Source organism: Rufibacter sp. DG15C (genome assembly GCF_001577755.1).
In the GTDB taxonomy this organism is placed as follows: Bacteria; Bacteroidota; Bacteroidia; order Cytophagales; family Hymenobacteraceae; genus Nibribacter.
The window spans coordinates 825,166-845,023 of the sequence record NZ_CP010776.1 but is presented as its reverse complement, the minus strand read 5'-3'; the positions used below and the strand labels follow the sequence as shown (position 1 = coordinate 845,023).

11 protein-coding genes and 1 other RNA gene are annotated in these 19,858 nt (G+C 51.6%); 11 read left to right on the top strand and 1 reads right to left on the bottom strand.

What is annotated here, in order from left to right; genetic code table 11:
* Positions 1-140 precede the first annotated feature (140 nt).
* Positions 141-833, bottom strand: coding sequence for a carboxypeptidase-like regulatory domain-containing protein (locus tag TH61_RS03505; RefSeq protein ID WP_066505944.1), 693 nt, complete (start codon positions 831-833; stop codon positions 141-143).
* Between the two features lie 84 nt (positions 834-917).
* On the opposite strand from TH61_RS03505, the gene TH61_RS03500 reads away from it, so the two are divergent.
* The 11 genes from TH61_RS03500 (at position 918) to bglX (ending at position 19,794) form a co-directional block, all read left to right on the top strand.
* Positions 918-1,304 (top strand): metalloregulator ArsR/SmtB family transcription factor, encoded by a 387-nt coding sequence (locus TH61_RS03500; RefSeq protein WP_066505943.1) that lies wholly within the window; start codon positions 918-920, stop codon positions 1,302-1,304.
* Between the two features lie 122 nt (positions 1,305-1,426).
* Positions 1,427-2,131 (top strand): YjjG family noncanonical pyrimidine nucleotidase, encoded by a 705-nt coding sequence (locus TH61_RS03495; RefSeq protein ID WP_066505941.1) that lies wholly within the window; start codon positions 1,427-1,429, stop codon positions 2,129-2,131.
* Positions 2,132-2,265: 134 nt separating this feature from the next.
* Positions 2,266-2,638: a transfer-messenger RNA gene (gene ssrA / locus TH61_RS03490) on the top strand.
* A gap of 215 nt (positions 2,639-2,853) precedes the next feature.
* Positions 2,854-5,718: a triple tyrosine motif-containing protein gene (locus tag TH61_RS03485; protein ID WP_197464090.1), complete on the top strand. Its 2,865-nt coding sequence runs from the start codon at positions 2,854-2,856 to the stop codon at positions 5,716-5,718.
* A gap of 597 nt (positions 5,719-6,315) precedes the next feature.
* On the top strand, positions 6,316-9,315 hold the full coding sequence (locus tag TH61_RS03480; protein WP_071887768.1) for a TonB-dependent receptor: 3,000 nt from the start codon (positions 6,316-6,318) through the stop codon (positions 9,313-9,315).
* A gap of 5 nt (positions 9,316-9,320) precedes the next feature.
* Positions 9,321-10,811, top strand: a complete 1,491-nt coding sequence (locus tag TH61_RS03475) for a RagB/SusD family nutrient uptake outer membrane protein (protein WP_066505929.1) — start codon at positions 9,321-9,323, stop codon at positions 10,809-10,811.
* A 150-nt stretch (positions 10,812-10,961) separates the two neighbouring features.
* Entirely contained in the window at positions 10,962-12,587 is a 1,626-nt protein-coding gene (locus tag TH61_RS03470; protein WP_082780287.1) for a glucoamylase family protein, read from the top strand.
* A 111-nt stretch (positions 12,588-12,698) separates the two neighbouring features.
* Positions 12,699-13,970, top strand: a complete 1,272-nt coding sequence (locus TH61_RS03465) for an Ig-like domain-containing protein (protein WP_066505924.1) — start codon at positions 12,699-12,701, stop codon at positions 13,968-13,970.
* A gap of 283 nt (positions 13,971-14,253) precedes the next feature.
* A complete protein-coding gene (locus tag TH61_RS03460; RefSeq protein ID WP_066505921.1) occupies positions 14,254-15,594 on the top strand; it encodes a glucoamylase family protein in 1,341 nt (446 codons plus the stop codon).
* On the top strand, positions 15,591-17,336 hold the full coding sequence (locus tag TH61_RS03455) for a family 43 glycosylhydrolase (protein ID WP_066505920.1): 1,746 nt from the start codon (positions 15,591-15,593) through the stop codon (positions 17,334-17,336). The genes TH61_RS03460 and TH61_RS03455 overlap by 4 nt, the downstream gene beginning before the upstream one ends.
* Positions 17,337-17,454: 118 nt before the next feature.
* Positions 17,455-19,794, top strand: a complete 2,340-nt coding sequence (gene bglX, locus TH61_RS03450) for a beta-glucosidase BglX (RefSeq protein ID WP_066505918.1) — start codon at positions 17,455-17,457, stop codon at positions 19,792-19,794.
* Positions 19,795-19,858 lie beyond the last annotated feature (64 nt).

Below are 19,858 nucleotides of genomic sequence, written 5' to 3'. Positions count from 1 at the left end.
ATTACTGTATTTGTAGAGGACGCTCATTTATCGTTTTTAGCCTAATTTCCAGAAATTAGGCTAAAAACGAATTCGTCTTATAGCAAGAAGGCCCAACCATCGTCTGGTTGGGCCTTCTTGCTATATTTATTGATTTGCAACTACTCCTTCTTCTTGAAATCGCCACGTTTGATGGCTTGGATCACTTGGTACCAGGCAACCGGGTTGAGCAATGGATTGGTGGCCCCTGGGTTGTAACCGCCTCTGCGTAGCATCTGCTGGTTTTGCAGGTTCATGTAGTTCTGGTGGTTGGCATTGCCATCCATAGGCGTGTTCTTGTACATCTGGGCCAGAATCTGGGAGCTCATAGCCGTCTGTTGGTCTACGTCCTGTGACGGTAGTTTAATGGCCATGACCGCCTGAGTGAACTCCCTAAAGGTGGCATACGGGAACACCTTGATCTCGGCCAGCACGGTAGGATCTTCCAGCATCTCAATGATCACAGAATAACTCTGCTTCTCAAAATTGGCCGGAATGATGATGGACTGCTTGGCAAACCCAAGTGAGCTAATCACTACGCTGTCGCCGGCCAGCACTGGAAGCGAGAAGAAGCCATACTCGTTGGTAGTGGTGCCTCTGCCGGCCTTGGGCACGTACACGCTGGCGCCTGGTATTCCTAAAAGGCTGTCGCCGGCGGCTACTACGCCGGTTAGCTGGATGACCTTTTTGCCGCCTTGGGCATGTGTTGTGCTAAGAGAGAAGCCCCAGGAGAAGAACAAAAGTGCACTAAACGTGAAAAGCAAGCGCCACCTGCGGCCAATGGATTGGGTAAAAACGGAAGAGAAAGTCTGCATTGAATAAGATCGTTTACAAGTATAGCCTTTTTATGGTACTTTGTGCCGCAGGGGGCGTAAATTTGTTTACGCAGCTAGTAGAACATGAGGCTCAAACATTTCAACGTCAATTTCGGGGAACAAGTATTCAAGGCCATGAGCGATGCCTCGCGCATCCGCATTCTGCACCTGCTGCTGCGCAACAAAGAGCTCTGCATCGCGGACATGGAGATGGTGCTGGACTTCACCCAGACCAAGACCTCCCGCCACCTCATCTACCTCAAAAACGCCGGTCTGGTCTCCTTTCGGAAACAGGACCAGTGGGCCTTCTACGCCATCAAAGACGAAATGCTGGACCTCTTGCAGCAGATGTTCGGCTATCTGGAGAAGGACCAGCTGCTCTTGCATGACCAGGAAGTGTACCAGACCCTGTACTCCAACCGTGAGCTGGCCATCAACCGCCTGCAGCAGCGTCATTTTACGGGCTTGTAGTCATTGCGTCTGCCCGATGGGCGGCACGGTAAATAAACATTGTCCCAATCCGTTGGTTTTACCCAAGAACGAAGAACTTTGTGGCACCGGCCGCCGTTCTTGAAGGCCCAACGCGTACTCCCATGAAAAAAGTAAAAACCTACAGCCACCTCTTCTTTGACCTGGACCATACCCTTTGGGACTTTGAGAAAAACTCAGAAGAGACGCTGGTGCACTTGTTTCATGAGTTTGAACTGCACCGCCTAGGCGACTTCACCATCACAGACTTTTATAAGAAGTACAGCTACATCAACCTCAGGCTTTGGGACCTGTTCCACAAGGGCAAGATTGACCAGCAGGAGCTACGGGAGAAACGCTTTGTAAAATGTCTTACCGGGTTGGGCGTGGCCGAAGAAGACGTGCCCGTAGGGCTGAGCGAGGCGTACACAGACATCTGTCCTACCAAGTCGGCGGTGTTTCCGTTTACGCATGAGGTGCTGGGCTACTTGAAGCAGAAATACACGCTGCACATTATCACCAACGGTTTTAAAGACGTGCAGGCCATTAAGCTACAATCGTCTAACCTGACGCAGTATTTCTCTGAGGTGGTCACGTCTGAGTGCGTGAACTGCACCAAGCCAGACCGCCGAATCTACCAGCACGCCCTGGAGCGCGCCGGCGTAAAGGCCAGTGAGAGCCTCATGATTGGCGACAACCTGGAGGCCGATATCCTGGGCGCCATGAACGCGGGCTTGGACCAGGTGTTCTTTAACCCTGAGCGTAAGCGCATTCCATTAAAGCCCACCTATGAGGTGGCCTGCCTGAGTGAGCTGAAAACGTTTTTATAAAGCCGTTTTTGGGCTGTTTTCACCAAAACAAGCCGAAAACGCGGAACCAGAAAGGGCTAGTATTTGTCTATTATTTGGTTACTTTTGCAGGCCTTCGGGCGTAAAAGAAAGCATACCACGTTCTTTTACTTATTGGGGATGACCGGAATTGACAGCTTGAGCAAGCTGGGTGTAAGCATGTCGGGAGTTGGCTGTTTTCCCGTAAATCAGAATTGACCGACTATTATCTGGCGAGTCTAACTACGCCATGGCTGCCTAGTCTAGGTACTAAGCATTTTGCCATTGTCCTGCAGCTCCTCGGTTCGGTGGGGGTTGGTCACAGGGCATCGTAATGCCGATCTAGTGTACTCCAAGGTGTGGGGAGTGCATGAAACTAAAGCACCTAAGGTGATTTCATAGGCCAGGCTTGGGCCTGAACTCACACGAAAACCAATCCAAGACTAAACATGTAGAAAGCGCTCAAGTTTCCTTGTCTGGACCAGGGTTCGACTCCCTGCATCTCCACCAATAACACAAAAGGCCCGTCATGAAAATGACGGGCCTTTTGTGTTATATGCCTTTCCTGTTGCTGAGCAATTCTTTTGTTTTTATCAGTATCTTTAAACTGTTTTTGCGCAACAAAAGCAGCTTGGCTCATAGTTAGGCTGATCAAAGCATCCAATTACCTTAAGGGAGACTTTAATCTAAGAATGCAAGGCAAGGTAAATTATCTCTTATGGGCAATGCTATTTTGGGCTGTCTCCTTGACAAGCGCGCAGGCAGAGTCTACCCAGAATTTTAGCTTTCCTTTCGTTCAGAACTACTCCAAGCTGCTCTACCAGTCGGGCAACCAGAACTGGTCCATCACTGAGGGGCGCAACCGGGTAAAGTACTTCGGGAACTCAGAGGGGCTGCTGGCCTTTGACGGCAACCACTGGCAGCTCTACAGAATGCCCAATAAGGTGATTGTGCGGGCTGTGGCGGCAAATGCAAGCGAGGACAAAGTTTATGCCGGTGGTTTCGGGGAGTTTGGGTACTGGCATTACAATGACAAAGGCCGCTTCGTCTACCGCTCTTTAATTAACCTAATTCCCAAAGAACACGGCCTCAAAGACGAAATCTGGAAAATACACGTGGAGAAGGACCGCGTGCTGTTCCAGTCCTTCTCTGGTATCTATATTTATGAGAAGGGCAAAATACAGGTAGTCAAAGGCGAGCAAAGTCTACTCTTTCTCCTAAAGGCCAAGAACCGCTACTTTGTGGAGGTCTTGGGCAAAGGCCTCTATGAACTCAAGAATAACCAACTGGCCTTTATTCCGGGGAGTGCTTTTTTGGGTGATGCCCACGTGTTGTCGGTGCTGCCCTTGCAGGGAAACTCTTTCCTGATAGGCACTGCCAAAAACGGCTTGTTTCTGTACGACGAGGCGGGAATCAGGCCTTGGGCCAATGACGCCAATGACTTCCTCAAAACCAACCAGCTCAACAATGGGGTTCTTTTAAAGGACAATTCCCTGGCTTTTGGTACCATCCTCAACGGGGTGATCATCCTGGATAAACAGGGCAAGGTCCTCCACAAAATCAACAAGGCCAGCGGGTTGCAGAACAACACCGTGCTGAGCCTGTTCGCGGACCAGGAGCAGAACCTGTGGGCGGGCCTGGACAATGGCGTGGACAGGGTAGAAGTGGATTCACCATTTTACTTCTACTTTGACAAGACCGGTAAGTTTGGCACTGTGTATTCCAGTTTGATACATGGCGGCAACATCTACTTGGGCACCAACCAAGGACTCTTTTACAGTGAGTGGCCGGCGCAGAAAAACCAGTCCTATCAATCCCTGGACTTTAAAATCATAGAAGGCTCACAGGGGCAGGTGTGGGAACTATCCTTGTTGGGCGGGCAGCTGCTCTGCGGCCACAATGAAGGCACGTTCCAGGTAGTGGGGAACCAGCTGCGCAAACTCTCAGATTACAAGGGCGGCTGGGCAATCAAAAAACTAGCCTCTGAGGAAGAGACGCTCATCCAGGGCACCTACACCGGCTTGGTCCTCTACCGGAAAGACGCCCAGGGCAATTGGGTCCTGTCCCATAAAATAGAAGGATTTGGGGAGCCTTCAAGGTACGTAGAGCAGGACAACAACGGCCACATCTGGGTGAGTCATGCCTATAAGGGACTGTATAAGCTGTCCCTGAGCTCAGACCTGAAAAAGGTAGAATCTCTGCAATACTACAACCAGAAACAAGGCCTGCCCGCCGACTACCGCATCAATACGTTCAGGCTGGACGGACGCATTGTCTTCACCTCAGACGCAGGCTTTTATATTTATGATGCCATCAGCGACTCCTTTTCCAAATACACAGAACTCAATAAGAAGTTGGGGCCTTTTGCCACGTCTAACCGCATCATAAAAGCAGCGGGGACCCAGTACTGGTTCATTAACCACGGCCAGGTGGCGCTGGTAGATATGCCAAAGGCCGGGACGGTGAATGTAAGCGCCAACCAGTTTACCATGCTCAGTGGGCACATGGTGGAGTATTATGAGAACATCAGCAGAATCAGCAACTCCATTTACCTCATTAGCATTGACGAGGGCTTTGTGGTGTACAACGCAGACCTGCGCTTCGCCCGAAGGAAGGCCATGCCGCAGGTGCTCATCAGAAAAGTGCAGCACAGCGTAGAAGACAAGGCCCTGCTCACCGAGGCAGCTACCTTTCCGCTTACCATCCCCTACAAACGCAACAGCCTGAGTATCTCCTTTGCGCTGCCCTATTTCAGTCAGATGAAGCCCCAGTTCCAGTACTACCTGGAGGGCTATTCCCAGCGCTGGTCAGATTGGTCTTCAACTACCCAGAAGGAGTTTATTAATCTGGCGCAGGGAGAGTACCGGTTCCTGGTGAGGGCCAGGGTAGAAGACGGTGCCGTATCACCAGTCACTGCCTTCAAGTTTACCGTGGGGCCGCCGTGGTTTGCCACCTATTGGGCGCTTTTGGGCTACGTATTGCTGGGCAGTGCTTTGGTGTATCTGTTCCGGTACTTATATCAAATAAAACTCAGGAAAGACAAGGCTCGCATAGAAATGCGCTTAGAGCAGGAGAAAGAAGAGGCGCTCCGCCGAGAGGCTCTGCTCAACGAACAAAAGCTGGTACGGCTGCGCAACGAGCAGCTGGAGTCTGAATTGGCCACCAAAAGCCGAGAGCTGGCCAACTCGGCCTTGAGCATTGTGTCAAAGAACGAGTTGCTCAACGGCATCAGAGAGGAAATCCTACAATTAAAGGACGCCTCTGGCAAGAAGCTGGCGCCTGAGCAGTTGAAGAAGCTGCAGAAGGTGATAGAAGAGGGCATGGACACAGACTATGACTGGAATTTGTTTGAGAGCAGTTTCAACGAGGCCCATGAGAACTATTTCAAAAAGTTGAAAGCCGTCCACCCAGAGCTCACCCCCAAAGACCTGAAGCTGTGTGCCTACCTGCGCCTGAACATGAACAGCAAAGAGATTGCCACGCTGCTAAACATCACCGTCCGGAGCGTAGAGATTAGCCGCTACCGCCTCCGGAAGAAGCTCAACCTAGACCATGAGAAGAATCTGGTGGAGTTCCTGATGGAAGTATAGTACGTTCCTGCTTCTTTTCTCCCTCGTGTCGGCTATGGCATAGAACCCTTCTGCCGTATTCACTAACTCTCTTCATGTCTTCCTAACTTAAAAAAATCTCTTTCAGAGTAAGAGGAGGCGCTTCCGTTTTTAGCCTGTTTCCTAGAAAACAAGCCAAAAACGCATAGGACATTTTCTTCTAGTTTCTGGTACATCACATCTTAAGAATAGGACGGGCTTGCTTAATTCTTTCTTCATTCCTCCTTTTTGAGTTGTGTCGCCTTTTGTATTACAGGATCCATGGAAGGTTCTCAGTTAGATTATACATCTTGGTCTACATCCTGACAGGGTCATCAGCTGTTTTTTCAATTATTCACCTCAACATTACCTCACAAGGACGCGTAAATCACTCTCTCCCAACAATATGAAATTCGCAAAAATCACCTCATAAAAGTCGTGTATCCTTTGTTGATATGCGTTTTAAGGGCGTTTTTTTAAGAAAATTTCATTTGATGTAGCGTTGTATAGGTAGCTTTTTGGTTTCATACGTATTAAGCAGCAAGATTTGAGCCTATCAATCATAGGTGATTCTCAGTCCAGCTCACATAACTATACTTTATGAAGAGACCTCTACTTTTTATATTCTTAAGCTTCTTTTGTCTAACCTCTTTGTATGCCCAGGAAACCCTGACGGTAAAGGGGAAAGTGACGGGTGGAGATGCCAATGAAGCCCTCATTGGTGCCAGCGTGCTGGTGAAGGGAAGCACTAACGGCTCCAATACAGATGTGAATGGGGAGTATACCATTAACAACGTTCCTTCCAATGCTACACTGGTCATCAGCTATCTTGGGTTTGCCACGCAAGAGGTTCCAGTGAACGGTAGGTCAAATATTAATGTGACCATGCAGGCCGCTGCCAATGAACTACAGCAAGTAGTGGTGATAGGCTATGGCACGCAAGAAAAAAGAGACGTTACGGGCTCCATTGTGTCTTTAAAAGCCGAAGAGTTTGAGGACACTCCTGCTCCTAACCCATTGAATTCCATTCAAGGGAAGGCGGCTGGAGTCTTGATCACTAACAACGGCTCTCCTGGGGCAGCACCTACCATCCGGATTAGAGGGATTGGTTCCTTGAATGCAGGAACTACCCCGCTGTATGTAGTGGACGGTATTTTTGCCAATAACATTGACTTCGTGAACCCTAATGACATTGCATCCATGGAGATACTGAAGGATGCCTCTTCGTTGGCCATCTTCGGGTTACAGGGTGCCAACGGGGTTATCATTGTTACTACCAAGCGGGCCAAGAAAGGGGAGACCAACATCAACTTTAACTCCTATGCCGGTATTCAACGGGTGGCCAAAAAGATTGACGTGGCCAATGCCGCCCAATTTAAGCAGCTCTACAATGAACAGTTGGCCAACTTAGGACAGGCACCCTTTGACTTTGATTTTAACGGCTATACCGCAGACACAGACTGGCAGGACCAGATTCTGCGCGAGAACGCCTTCATTAACAACAATAGCCTCAGCATCACCAGCGGCACAGAACGTAACGCGGCCAGCTTTAGCCTCAACTATTTTAACCAAGACGGGTTGGTGAAGTATGATTCTTACAAACGCTACACCGCTCACTTACGCGATGAGTTCACCGTAAATGAAAACCTGAAAGTAGGGGCAGATATCAGCTTGTTCCGGTGGGACAGAACGCCGGCCACGGGAGGCATCTTGAATTCTCTGTGGGCAGCACCTGTCTATTCGCCGTACCATTCTTCGGGGGCATACAACTCAGGTCCTTCTTTCCAGAGAGCGCAGGTGGGCAACCCGGTAGCGTTCATGGAGATTTACAAAGGTACCACTGTCAGCAATGGGTACCGGTTTGTAGGTTCAGCCTTCGGCGAAGTGAAGTTTCTGAAAGCCTTTACCTGGCGCTCTACGTTTTACACAGACCTAGGCTTTAACCAGGAGCGAGGCTACTCACCCATTTTCTCAGTAGGCTTTGGTGACCAGCGCGCGCAGTTCAATGACATTAGCGGGGTAAGACAAAACAAGGCCACCTTTACCAGCTGGCAGCAGGACCATACCCTTACCTATTCCAAGACCTTTAATGAAAAGCATGACTTCACGGTGTTGTTGGGCGCCACGGCCCAGTACAGAGCAGACGACAACCTGGGCGGTTCTACGCAGGGCTTAACTACGCCCATCCCCAATAACCCAGATTTCTGGTTCCTGGACATCAGCAATGACCTGGAAGCCGAGCGCAACTTTGGCAACGCCGGCGAAGAAGCCTTAGCCTCTGCCTTCTTCAGGGTTAATTACGCCTTTGCCAACAAGTACCTGTTAAACGTGTCATTACGCCGGGATGGAACCTCGCGCTTTGGACCAAATAACCAGTTTGACAACTTTCCGGCGGTAGGCGCGGGTTGGGTAATCTCTGATGAGTCCTTTATGCAGAACCAGAAATATGTAGACTTTCTTAAGTTGAAAGCCTCTTGGGGTAGACAAGGCAATCAAAACATCAGCAACAGATATGCCATTTATCCGGTCCTTAACTCTGGGGTATCTGCCGTGTTTGGAGAGAATGTGTATCCGGCGGCGGTGCCAGAGTATGTTCCTAATCCATTCATTCAATGGGAAGTGACCGAAGGCGCCGATGCCGGTGTGGAGGTAATTACGCTCAACAATCGGTTAACCATAGATGCAGACTATTATAACCGCAAGACAGAGAAGATTTTGGTGATAGTGGCTCCGCCTGCCGGCGCAGGTATTCCGCCTACTTTCACCAACGCGGCTAGCGTGTTGAACAAAGGCTTTGAATTATCCGCTACCTGGCGTGATCAGAAAGGAGACTTTGGTTACAGTTTAAGTGCCAACGCCACCACGGTTCACAATGAGGTGACTTCATTTGGAGACAATATTGGCTATGAATTAATAAATGGCAACTCCAGAACTTCTTTGGGTTATCCTATTGGGGCTTTTTACGGCTATGTGCAGGAGGGAATTTACCAATCACAAGATGAGATTGCCAATTCACCGGCCAGCGCCGTGCCAGTTTCTCCGGGAGACATCAAGTTCAAGGACCTTACCGGAGACAATATCATTGACAACAAGGACAGAACCTTCCTAGGGTCACCAACACCAGACTTTATCTATGGGGCTTCGCTCAACCTAAATTACAAAGGTTTTGAATTAGGCTTGGATGTGCAAGGAGTAGCCGGCAACTACATTTACAACAACAGAATTGCTGCCAACTTCTCTATTCTTAACTATGAGGCCCGTCGTTTAGACCGCTGGACCGGTCCGGGCACTTCTAACAAAGAGCCAATCTTGGACAATACCCGTTCCCAGAACTTCAGGCCGTCAGACTACTACCTAGAGAAAGGGGATTACTTCAGAATCAGGAACCTCACACTGGGCTACAACTTGCCGGGCGGGGTACTAAACATGCTCAAACTAAAGGGTGCCAAAGTATATGTAAATGCCCAGAACCTGAAAACCTTTACCAAAGCCACGGGCTATTCTCCTGAAGTGGGCGGCGGCGTGTTGGAGTCTGGCGTGGACAACGGTACCTACCCGGTTCCGGTTATTTTCACAGGTGGTGTAAACATTAATTTCTAAGCTATATGAACCGTCTATATAAATATACCACTGCTTGTCTATTATGGGTTTTGGCTGTGAGCACCTCCTGTGATGACTTCCTGGACAGACAGCCGCAAGGGCGTTATACTACAGAAAACTATCCGGCGGGCGGCTTGACGCAGTATGTGTATGGCATGTACTCAGACCTTCGGGCGTGGGGCGTGCATGCGTTTGCCTTTGTAGGGATTACCAGCATCACGTCAGATGACGCAGACAAGGGAAGTACGCCGGCAGATGCCCCAGACCAGCTGGCGCTGGACAACTTTAATATCCTGCCAACCAACGGTCTTACCTCAGATTTTTACACCTCACATTTTTCTGCGATCAGTAAGTGTAATCTGGTGTTGCAGCAGGCCGAGGAGCGCAAAAATGACATCAGTCCGGCAGATTATAGTACCTCACAAGCAGAGGCGCGGTTTGTAAGAGGCTACTTGTACTTTAATTTAGTAAGAACCTACGGCCGCGTGCCCATCATTGAAAAGGTGCTGGCCCAAGGTGACAACTTTAACATTCCGCAGTCTTCACAGGCGCAGGTGTACAGTTTCATTGAGCAGGATCTTCAGTTTGCCTCTGTGAACCTGCCTCCAAGCTGGGGTTCTGAGTTTATAGGCCGCCCTACCAAATATGCTGCCCAAGGCATGCTGGCCAAAGTCTACCTATACCAGAAGAAGTGGGGCAGCGCGCTGGCCGAAGCCAAAGCCGTGATGGCTTCTGGCATGTTTGACCTGAGCACGCCGTACAATCAAATCTTTACCGAGGCCAAGGAGAACAGCAAAGAGTCCCTATTTGAGATACAGGCCATCCACAACACTGTCCATCAGTTTGGCACCCAATACGCCGAGGTGCAAGGCGTGAGAGGATCTGGAGACTTTGACTTTGGCTGGGGCTTCAACACGCCATCACAGCAATTGGTAGATGCCTATGAGCCTGGTGACCCCAGAAAAGAAGCTACCATCTTGTTCAGAGGTGAGACCACGCCCTACGGCGAGGTGATTCCGGCATCGGTGCCCAATGAGCGCTACAACCAAAAAGTGTACACAGATCCTAAGGTAAGGGCCGAAGCCAACAACAAGCATGGCCTTTGGGTGAACATCAGAATTCTGCGCTACGCAGACGTGGTCTTGATGGCCGCCGAGGCCGCAAATGAACTGGGTGGTGTCGCAAACACAGATGAAGCCCTTATGTATCTGGAGATGGTGCGTGCCCGCGCCCGCGGAAGCAACGCCGCTGTTCTGCCTAGGATTACGGAACGCAACCAAGCTGCGTTAAGAGACATTATCCGGCACGAGCGCCGGGTGGAATTTGCGATGGAGCATGAGCGCTTCTTTGACCTGGTGCGCTGGGGAATTGCCGCCGATGTGCTGCACGCGGCCGGCAAAACAGGATTTGTGGCCAGTAAGCATGAATTGATGCCTATTCCGCAGGGCGAGATTGACAAGTCTGCCGGCGTGCTTACTCAGAACCCAGGCTACTAACAGATAAACAAAGTCGCTCCTCTGTTTTTGGCTTATTTTCCAGGAAACAGGCCAAAAACGTAGAAGCGTATAAGCAAAAGGTCTTTCCCTCTGAGACGGTAACAATGCTCAGAGAAAGGATGCCTTTAAAATAAAATAGCGCGTAGACGAATGAAGAGACCAACACCTATATTTTTCTTTTTGATGACCCTGCTGTGGTTGGGTGTGGCTTCTTCATGTAAAGAAAAGGAAGAATCTACCCCAGAACCACAGCCAGCGGCGCCATCTTCCACGGTAGAGGATAAGAAGCTCCTAGATGAGGTGCAGAAAAGCACCTTCAACTACTTCTGGGATTTTGCCCACCCTACCTCTGGCCTGGCGCGGGAACGTACCACGTCTGGTGACTTGGTGACCAGCGGAGGCTCAGGTTTTGGCATTCAGGCCATTGTGGTGGGTACGCACAGAGGATTCATTACCCGCGCCCAGGCCGTGGACAGATTACTCAAGATATGCAATTTCCTAGCTGCGGCAGATCGGTTTCACGGTGTTTGGCCCCATTGGCTGAGCGGCAGCACCGGTGACGTGATTGCCTTCAGCCCCAAAGACAATGGTGGAGACGTGATTGAGACCGCTTACCTGGTGAACGGACTGCTCACGGCCAGAGCGTATTACAATAGCTCAGATTCTAAAGAAGTAGAGCTCCGCACCAAAATCACGCAACTCTGGGAGACCGTGGAGTGGGACTGGTATGCCTCTAGAGGGGATAACAAACTGTACTGGCACTGGAGCCCTAACTACGGCTGGGAGATGAACATGCCCATCCAAGGTTGGAACGAGGGCCTGATTGCCTACGTGTTGGCCTTGTCTTCACCCACACACGCCATTCCTTCTACCGTGTACCAAAACTCTTGGATTGGCAACGGTGGTTTCTGGAACGGCAGCACCTATGAGGGCTATAAACTTAACCTGGGACCGGAGTATGGAGGGCCATTGTTCTTCGCGCATTACTCATTCATCAGTTTAGACCCGCGGCAACTACAAGACCAATACACCAACTATTGGCAGCAGAACGTCAAGCACACCTTGATCAACCGGTCTTACAGCATCAATACTGCCCCCAAGAAGTACGGTTACTTTGCCAGCCTGTGGGGCTTGACGGCCTCTGACACCTATAACGGGTATACCGCGCACAGCCCTACCAATGACAACGGGACCATTTCGCCCACGGCGGCGCTTTCTTCTTTCCCTTACACGCCTTACTTCTCTATGCAGGTGCTGCGCCATCTGTACACCAGCCTGAAGGCCGTGATGATAGGAGAGTATGGCCCGTATGACGCTTACAACAAGGAAAGAAATTGGGTAGGTCGGCAGTATTTGGCTATTGACCAAGGGCCCATTGTCACCATGATTGAGAACTACCGCAGCGGATTACTTTGGTCCCTGTTCACCAATTTGCCCGAGATTCAGGCAGGCTTAGCCAAGGCCGGTATTCAGAAGCCAGTGTATGAGACAGGTTTTGCGTTGGCGGTGCTGGATGTGCAGTCCAATCTGCTGGACTTGCTCAAGCACCCAGACGCAGACGCCTACCAGATAGAAGTAGCGGTCAACAATGCACCCGGCTTGACGCTGCAAGTGGAGAAAGGGGACGGCACCGTGGTGGAAACCATCTGGACCAATGAAACCAAAGCCACAGGTCTGCACACCGTCAACTTCGGGAAGGCGCTGCCCCCGGGCACGTATAGATTGCGCCTAAAGAATGCTTCTGTAAACAAAGAACTGGTCGTGTTCCTGCATTAAGAATATGATAGTTCATCACCGAAGAGCTTTTAAAGCTACTCCAAGTGCTGCTGATCATTAAGCCATTATTATTACGAATACCATACATAACATTCACTAAACAAACTATTTATGAAACACTTATTTAACAATTGGAGAAGCCTGCTGGTACTAGTGGCGCTTTTTTCATTCACGGCCTGTAGTGATGACGAGGATGACAACCCAACCAAGTTTGAGTTAAAGTCTCTGATGGCAGGCACCGTTGACTTGAATACGGCTACGGCCGCCACCAACGTGCCCACCAACGCTGCCATCAAAGCCACGTTCTCGGTGCCGGTTAATGCTACTAGTGCCACCAATACTAACATCACGCTTAAAAAGCAAGGAGACACCAATGCAGTGCCAGCTACTGTAACCACTAGCGGCATGGAAGTGACCCTAACACCAAGCGCTCCTTTGGTTGCCGGCACCACTTACACCTTGAGCATGGGGGCTTTGACTGCCGCTGACGGCCAGACCATGGCAGCTATGACCAAGACGTTTACTACCGCTGGCACTGCGCCATTGCCGGGTGTGATTGCACATTGGTCTTTTGACGGCAACGCCAATGACCAGGTAGGCGCTTTCTCTGCACCAGCTAGTGGTGTGGTAGCCATCACCTACGGCGAAGACCGCAAAGGTCAAGCGGGTAAAGCCGCCGTGTTTAACGGAACCACTTCTATCATTGAAATCCCTAACGGTGAGCAACTGTTGAACTCCAGCAACTTTACCTTAAGCTTCTGGATGAAAGCCACGTCTGCCGGTCAGGTAGACGGTAGCGGCAATCCTAAGGCACACTTTGTGATGGGCTTAGGTGCCTTCCATGGCCTTGCCTTTGAACTGGGTGCAGACTACAACACCGCCAAAGTGGTAGCCCGCTATGAGTGGGGCAACGGTACTACCAGCCCAGGAGACTTCTTCTTTAATGGAGATGGCATGACAGGTACTTCTGGTGGCTGGGAAGCCATTGAGGTGGAGAAAAACCTGACCGCTGCTGGTGGCATGGCAGCCCTTGTGAAAGACAAATGGGCACACATAGCCGTTGTGTTCAACGGTACGGCTAAAACCAGATCACTGTATGTGAACGGTGTATTGATGGAGAGAGACAACTTCATGCTGTTACCTAGTGCCTCTATTGAAAGAACTATGAAAGGTTTGAAGTATGATGCCAACCCAGAAGTAGAAAACAAATTCGCGTTTGGTTTTAACCAGTCACGCGGTGGTACGCTTTGGGCCTCTGAGCCTTGGGGCGGCTACAACCAAACCACGGCGAACCACTTTAGAGGTAGCCTGGACGAGGTTCGTATCTTCCATACTGCCTTGACAGACGCCGAAGTGTTGGCCATGTACAACGCAGAGAAATAATTGAGTACGCTCACCCTTGAATAATTGAATGAATGATAATGATTGCCGTTTTCGGGCTATTTTCTAGAAAATAGCCCGAAAACGGATTTTCCAGCCCTCTCCTGAATTTGGGAGAGGAGCTAGGAAAAATAAAAGAGACGCGCCCAAAGGCTGCCCTCTGAAAACCAATTGAAAGGCCCGGTGGCCAGCGTTGCACGCCTAGCGGCAATTGCCTGAACCAACCTAGAAAGGATTACCGGACGGGAGATGCCTCCTTTCCATCTTCTTCAGAAATCATTGCACCATGAAGCACTTCTTCGCTCTCCTTCTCCTTTGTTGCCTGCTTTCTGGTTGGACCATGGCCCAGAAGAAAAACGCGGCCAAGCGTCCCAAAAACCTCACAGACGAGCAGCTCCTGGACCTGGTGCAAAAACAAACCTTCAAATACTTTTGGGACTTCGGTCACCCGGTGAGCGGCATGGCCCGCGAGCGCAGCAACACCTCGTTTGACTATGGCAATGAGGTAGTGACCACGGGAGGCACGGGCTTTGGCGTCATGGGAATCATAGTAGCCGCCGAGCGCGGTTGGATTACCCGTCAACAAGCCGCCGAACGCGTACAGAAGATTGTCAATTTCCTCTGGAAGGCAGACATGTTCCATGGGGTTTTCCCGCATTGGCTCAACGGCGAGACGGGCAAGGTGATCCGGTTCAGCCCCAAAGACGACGGCGGCGATCTGGTAGAAACCTCTTTCCTGTTTCAGGGCCTGCTCTGCGCTAAACAGTATTTCACCAAAGACACGCCCGCCGAGAACCAGCTGCGCAACAAGATACAGTGGCTCTGGGACGGCATTGAGTGGAACTGGCACACCCAGAACAACCAGAACGTGTTGTACTGGCACTGGAGCCCCAACAACGACTGGAGCATGAATCACCAGATAAGAGGCTTCAATGAGTGTTTAATTACCTATGTGCTGGCCGCTTCTTCGCCGCGCTTCTCCATCAGTCCGCAGGTGTACCACCAGGGCTGGGCCAATAGCAACTACTTCCGCAACGGGCGGGAATATTACGGTATAAAGCTGCCGCTAGGCTTTGACTACGGCGGGCCGCTGTTCTTCTCCCATTACTCTTTTCTGGGATTGGACCCACGCGGCCTTAAAGACAATTACGCAGACTACTGGGAGCAGAACAAAAACCACACGCTCATCAATCGGGCCTACTGTATAGACAACCCCAAGAAATACAAAGGCTACAGCGCCAACAGCTGGGGCTTAACGGCCTCAGACAGCTACCGCGGTTACGCCGCCCATTCACCCACTGAGGATTTGGGCGTAATCTCGCCCACGGCGGCGCTGTCTGCGTTCCCGTACACGCCAGAGTTTTCTATGCAGGCGCTCAAGCATTTCTATAACAACCTTGGTGACAAGATATGGGGCGAATACGGCTTTGTGGACGGCTTCAGTGAGCACCATAACTGGTATGCAGACTCTTACCTGGCCATTGACCAGGGCCCAATCATTGTTATGATTGAGAATTACCGCACCGGCCTGCTCTGGAAACTTTTCATGAGCAACAAAGATGTGCAGGGTGGCCTTAAGAAACTGGGTTTTCAAAGTAGTCACCTGACCACAGAAGCCACCAAATGAGAGCGTTCTGGTTGGTAGCGGTTTTACTTTTATGCGGCGTGGCCAGTTGGGCGCAACAGGGGCAGCAGACCTATTGCAATCCCATGAACCTGGACTACGGCTACACGCCCATCCCCAACTTCACGGAGTCGGGTAAGCACCGGGCTACCGCAGACCCTGTTATTGTTACCTACAAGGGAGATTATTACCTGTTCTCTACCAATCAGTGGGGCTACTGGTGGAGCAGTGATATGTACCACTGGAACTTCGTGTCCAAGTCTTTTCTCAAGCCGCACCACAAAGTTTATGATGACCTCTGCGCGCCCGCCGTGTTTGTGATGGGGGATACCATGCTGGTCTTCGGGTCTACGCATGAGAAGAACTTTCCGCTCTGGATGAGCACCAACCCCAAGGGCAACGAGTGGAAAGAGGCGGTGGAGCCTTTTCAGGTGGGCGCCTGGGACCCGGCGTTTTTCCTGGATGATGACGGGCGGTTGTATTTGTATTGGGGCAGCAGCAATGAGTTTCCGCTGTACGGCATTGAAATTAATAGAAAGACCTTTGCGCCCATTGGCGAGAAGAAGCCACTCATCCACCTCAACCATGAGAAGTTTGGCTGGCAGCGCTTTGGGGAGTACTTGGACAATACCTTTCTGGACCCGTTCATGGAAGGTGCCTGGGTGACCAAGTACCAGGGTAAATATTACCTGCAATATGGCGCGCCCGGCACAGAGTTCAGCGGTTACGCCGATGGGGTGCAGGTGAGTGACCATCCGTTGGGGCCGTTCACTCCGCAGCCGCACAATCCCTTTGCCTACAAGCCGGGTGGCTTTGTGCGGGGCGCCGGGCATGGCAACACGTTTCAGGACAAATGGAACAACTGGTGGCACGTGTCTACCGTGGTGGTGTCAGTGAAAAACAACTTTGAGCGGCGGCTGGGCGTGTGGCCCGCCGGGTTTGACAAAGACGGGGTGCTCTACAGCAACACCACGTTCGGGGATTACCCGCACTACCTGCCCAATGGCCCTGCAGACCATCTCAAAAGCCGGTTTACGGGTTGGATGCTCCTCAACTACAACAAGCCCGTGACAGTGTCCTCTACGCTGGCGGCCTATGCGCCCAACTACGCCGTCGATGAAAGCATCAAGACCTACTGGAGCGCCGCCACCGGAGATAAAGGCGAATGGGTTCAGACGGATTTGGGCGCCCTGAGCACCGTGCGCGCCATCCAACTCAACTACGCAGACCAGGACGCCGAATTCCTGGGCAAGCAGACCAACACCTACCATCAGTACAAAATCTACCATTCCACCAACGGCAAGAAATGGAAACTGCTGGTAGACAAAAGCCAGAACAAGACCGATGTGCCGCATGACTACATAGAACTCAAGGAGCCGGTGAAGGCCCGTTACCTCAAGCTGGAGAACATCCACATGCCCACCGGCAAGTTTGCCATGAGCGGGTTTAGGGTGTTTGGCAACGGCATGGGCAGTAAACCCAAACCAGTGAACAATCTGGTGGTCTTGCGCACCCAAAAGGACAAGCGCAGCGCCTGGCTTAAGTGGTCTCAGTCAGCAGATGCGTACGCCTACAACATTTACGTGGGCATTGCGCCAGACAAGCTCTACAACTGCATTATGGTGCACGGCAGTGGCGAGTATTACTTCAAGGGCATGGACAAAGACCTGCCGTACTACTTCCAGATTGAGTCCATCAATGAGAACGGCGTTTCTGAGCGGAGCCCGGTCATAGAGTCAAAATAGATAGAACCCGTTTTTGGCCTTTTTTCTGGAAAAGAGGCCAAAAACGCAGCAGCCTGCTATGTCTTAAGCGAGTCAGGCCAGAATAGAACTTAGTGTATAGAAGAAACTAATAAAGAGCATGAGAAAACTACCCCTAGCCTTAGTGTTGTCTTTGGGATTAATGGTCCCGCAGGTGAACGCCCAGAAAGCGAAGTCTAAGAAAGCCCCGTCTACTACGGTACAGCAGAAAACAAAGCCCGTCAATCCTGCTGAGATGAAGAAATTCATTGATGCGCTCATGGCCAAGATGACGCTGGAAGAGAAGATTGGGCAATTGAACCTGGTGTCTGTGGGGTTCACGGTGACCGGGCCGGTGGTGAGCGAGAACGTGGACGAGAACATCACCAAGGGACTGGTAGGTGGCGTGTTCAACACCTTCACGCCCATTGCCGTGCGCAAACTGCAGGAGAAGGCCCTCAACCAGAGCCGCCTCAAGATTCCGCTTATTTTTGGGTATGACGTGATCCATGGGCACCGAACCATCTTCCCCATGCCTATTGCCTTGGCCGGAAGCTGGGATTTGGCCGCCATTGAGCGCAGCGCCCGCATTGCCGGAGATGAAGCCTCTGCCGATGGCCTGAACTGGGTGTTCTCCCCAATGGTGGACATTTCTAGAGACCCGCGTTGGGGACGCATAGCTGAAAGTTCTGGCGAAGACACCTGGCTGGGCTCGCAGGTGGCCATGGCCATGGTGCGCGGCTACCAGGGCAATGACTTGGCGGCCTATAACACCGTCATGGCCTGCGTGAAGCACTTTGCGCTGTACGGCGCCGCCGAGGCGGGCCGCGATTACAACACCACAGACATGAGCGACCGCCGCATGATGGACGAGTATTTGCCGCCGTACAAAGCCGCGCTGGACGCCGGGGCAGGCAGCGTCATGACCTCGTTCAATGACATCAACGGCGTGCCCGCCACTGGTAACAAATGGCTCATGACCGATTTACTCCGGAAGCAGTGGGGCTTCAATGGCTTCGTGGTGACGGACTATACGGCCATCAATGAGATGATTCCGCATGGCATGGGCAAGAATGAGTATGACGTGGCCAAACTGGCCCTGGATGCCGGGGTGGACATGGACATGGTGGGCGAGGTGTATTTGAAGGAGCTCAACAAACTGGTAAAGGACGGCAAAGTGACTCAGGCGCAGATAGACGTGGCCTGCCGCCGCATCCTGGAGGCCAAGTACAAGCTGGGCTTGTTTGATGACCCGTACCGTTACGCCAACGAGCAGCGCGCCAAGGAGACGCTGTTGAAGAAAGAGTACCGTGACGCCGCCCGCGACATTGCCCGTCGCACACTCGTGCTCCTCAAAAACCAGAACCAGACGCTGCCCCTTAAGAAAACCGCCTCTATCGCTTTGGTAGGACCACTGGTGAAAAGCCAGATTGACCAACTGGGCAACTGGAACGGCGCCGGCGACTGGAAACAAGCCATCAGTGTGGAACAGGGCATCCGAAACGTTGCCGGACCCAATGTGCGCATCACCTACGCCAAGGGCGCCAACGTGGCAGATGACACCCTTATGATCAAGCGCCTGAACGCCCACGGCGGACAGATAGAGATTGACAAACGCTCCCCTGAGGAAATGATCAGAGAAGCCGTAGCGGCCGCCCAAAAGGCAGACGTGGTGGTGGCCGTGGTAGGGGAGACCCAGGGCATGAGCGGCGAAGCCTCCAGCCGGGCAGACATCACCCTCCCGGGCCGCCAGCTGGATTTGCTCAAGGCCCTGAAAGCCACGGGCAAGCCCTTGGTGGTGGTATTGATGAACGGCCGCCCATTGGCCTTGAAATGGGAGAACGACAACGCAGACGCCATGCTGGAAACCTGGTTTGCGGGCACCGAGGGAGGCAACGCCATCGCAGATGTGCTCTATGGAAACTACAACCCGTCGGCGAAGATCACGGCTACCTTTCCGCAGTCGGTGGGGCAGGTGCCTATCTACTACAGCCAGAAGAATACGGGCCGCCCCTACGCCGGTGACCTGCTGGACAAGTACAAATCTAGGTACCTGGACGTGCCTAATGTGCCCTTGTATCCGTTTGGCTACGGCTTGAGCTACACCACCTTCTCCTATAGTGCGCCCACGGTAAGCACGTCTACCTTGAAAGCGGGCAGCTCCCTAACAGTGACGGTGCAGGTGAAGAACACCGGTAACTATGACGGCGAAGAAGTGGTGCAGCTGTATGTGCAGGACCTAGTGGGATCGGTTTCCAGGCCGGTGAAAGAATTGAAAGGCTTCAAGAAGGTATTCCTCAAGAAAGGCGAGGCGCAGACCGTCACCTTCACGCTCTCTGAAAATGACCTCAGGTTCCATGACCTCAACATGAAATATGTGGCCGAGCCCGGGGAGTTCAAGGTATATGTGGGCACCAACTCCAGTGAGGTACAATCTATTTCCTTCACCCTGGTAAAATAGGAATCGCCGTTTTTGGCCCGTTTTCACCAAAACATGCCAAAAACGGATATCTTAGAAGGCAGAA

Coding starts and splice junctions, on each gene's coding strand:
- TH61_RS03505 (WP_066505944.1), bottom strand. CDS start 833: ATGCAGACTTTCTCTTCCGTTTTTACCCAATCCATTGGCCGCAGGTGG.
- TH61_RS03500 (WP_066505943.1), top strand. CDS start 918: ATGAGGCTCAAACATTTCAACGTCAATTTCGGGGAACAAGTATTCAAG.
- TH61_RS03495 (WP_066505941.1), top strand. CDS start 1,427: ATGAAAAAAGTAAAAACCTACAGCCACCTCTTCTTTGACCTGGACCAT.
- TH61_RS03485 (WP_197464090.1), top strand. CDS start 2,854: ATGCTATTTTGGGCTGTCTCCTTGACAAGCGCGCAGGCAGAGTCTACC.
- TH61_RS03480 (WP_071887768.1), top strand. CDS start 6,316: ATGAAGAGACCTCTACTTTTTATATTCTTAAGCTTCTTTTGTCTAACC.
- TH61_RS03475 (WP_066505929.1), top strand. CDS start 9,321: ATGAACCGTCTATATAAATATACCACTGCTTGTCTATTATGGGTTTTG.
- TH61_RS03470 (WP_082780287.1), top strand. CDS start 10,962: ATGAAGAGACCAACACCTATATTTTTCTTTTTGATGACCCTGCTGTGG.
- TH61_RS03465 (WP_066505924.1), top strand. CDS start 12,699: ATGAAACACTTATTTAACAATTGGAGAAGCCTGCTGGTACTAGTGGCG.
- TH61_RS03460 (WP_066505921.1), top strand. CDS start 14,254: ATGAAGCACTTCTTCGCTCTCCTTCTCCTTTGTTGCCTGCTTTCTGGT.
- TH61_RS03455 (WP_066505920.1), top strand. CDS start 15,591: ATGAGAGCGTTCTGGTTGGTAGCGGTTTTACTTTTATGCGGCGTGGCC.
- bglX (WP_066505918.1), top strand. CDS start 17,455: ATGAGAAAACTACCCCTAGCCTTAGTGTTGTCTTTGGGATTAATGGTC.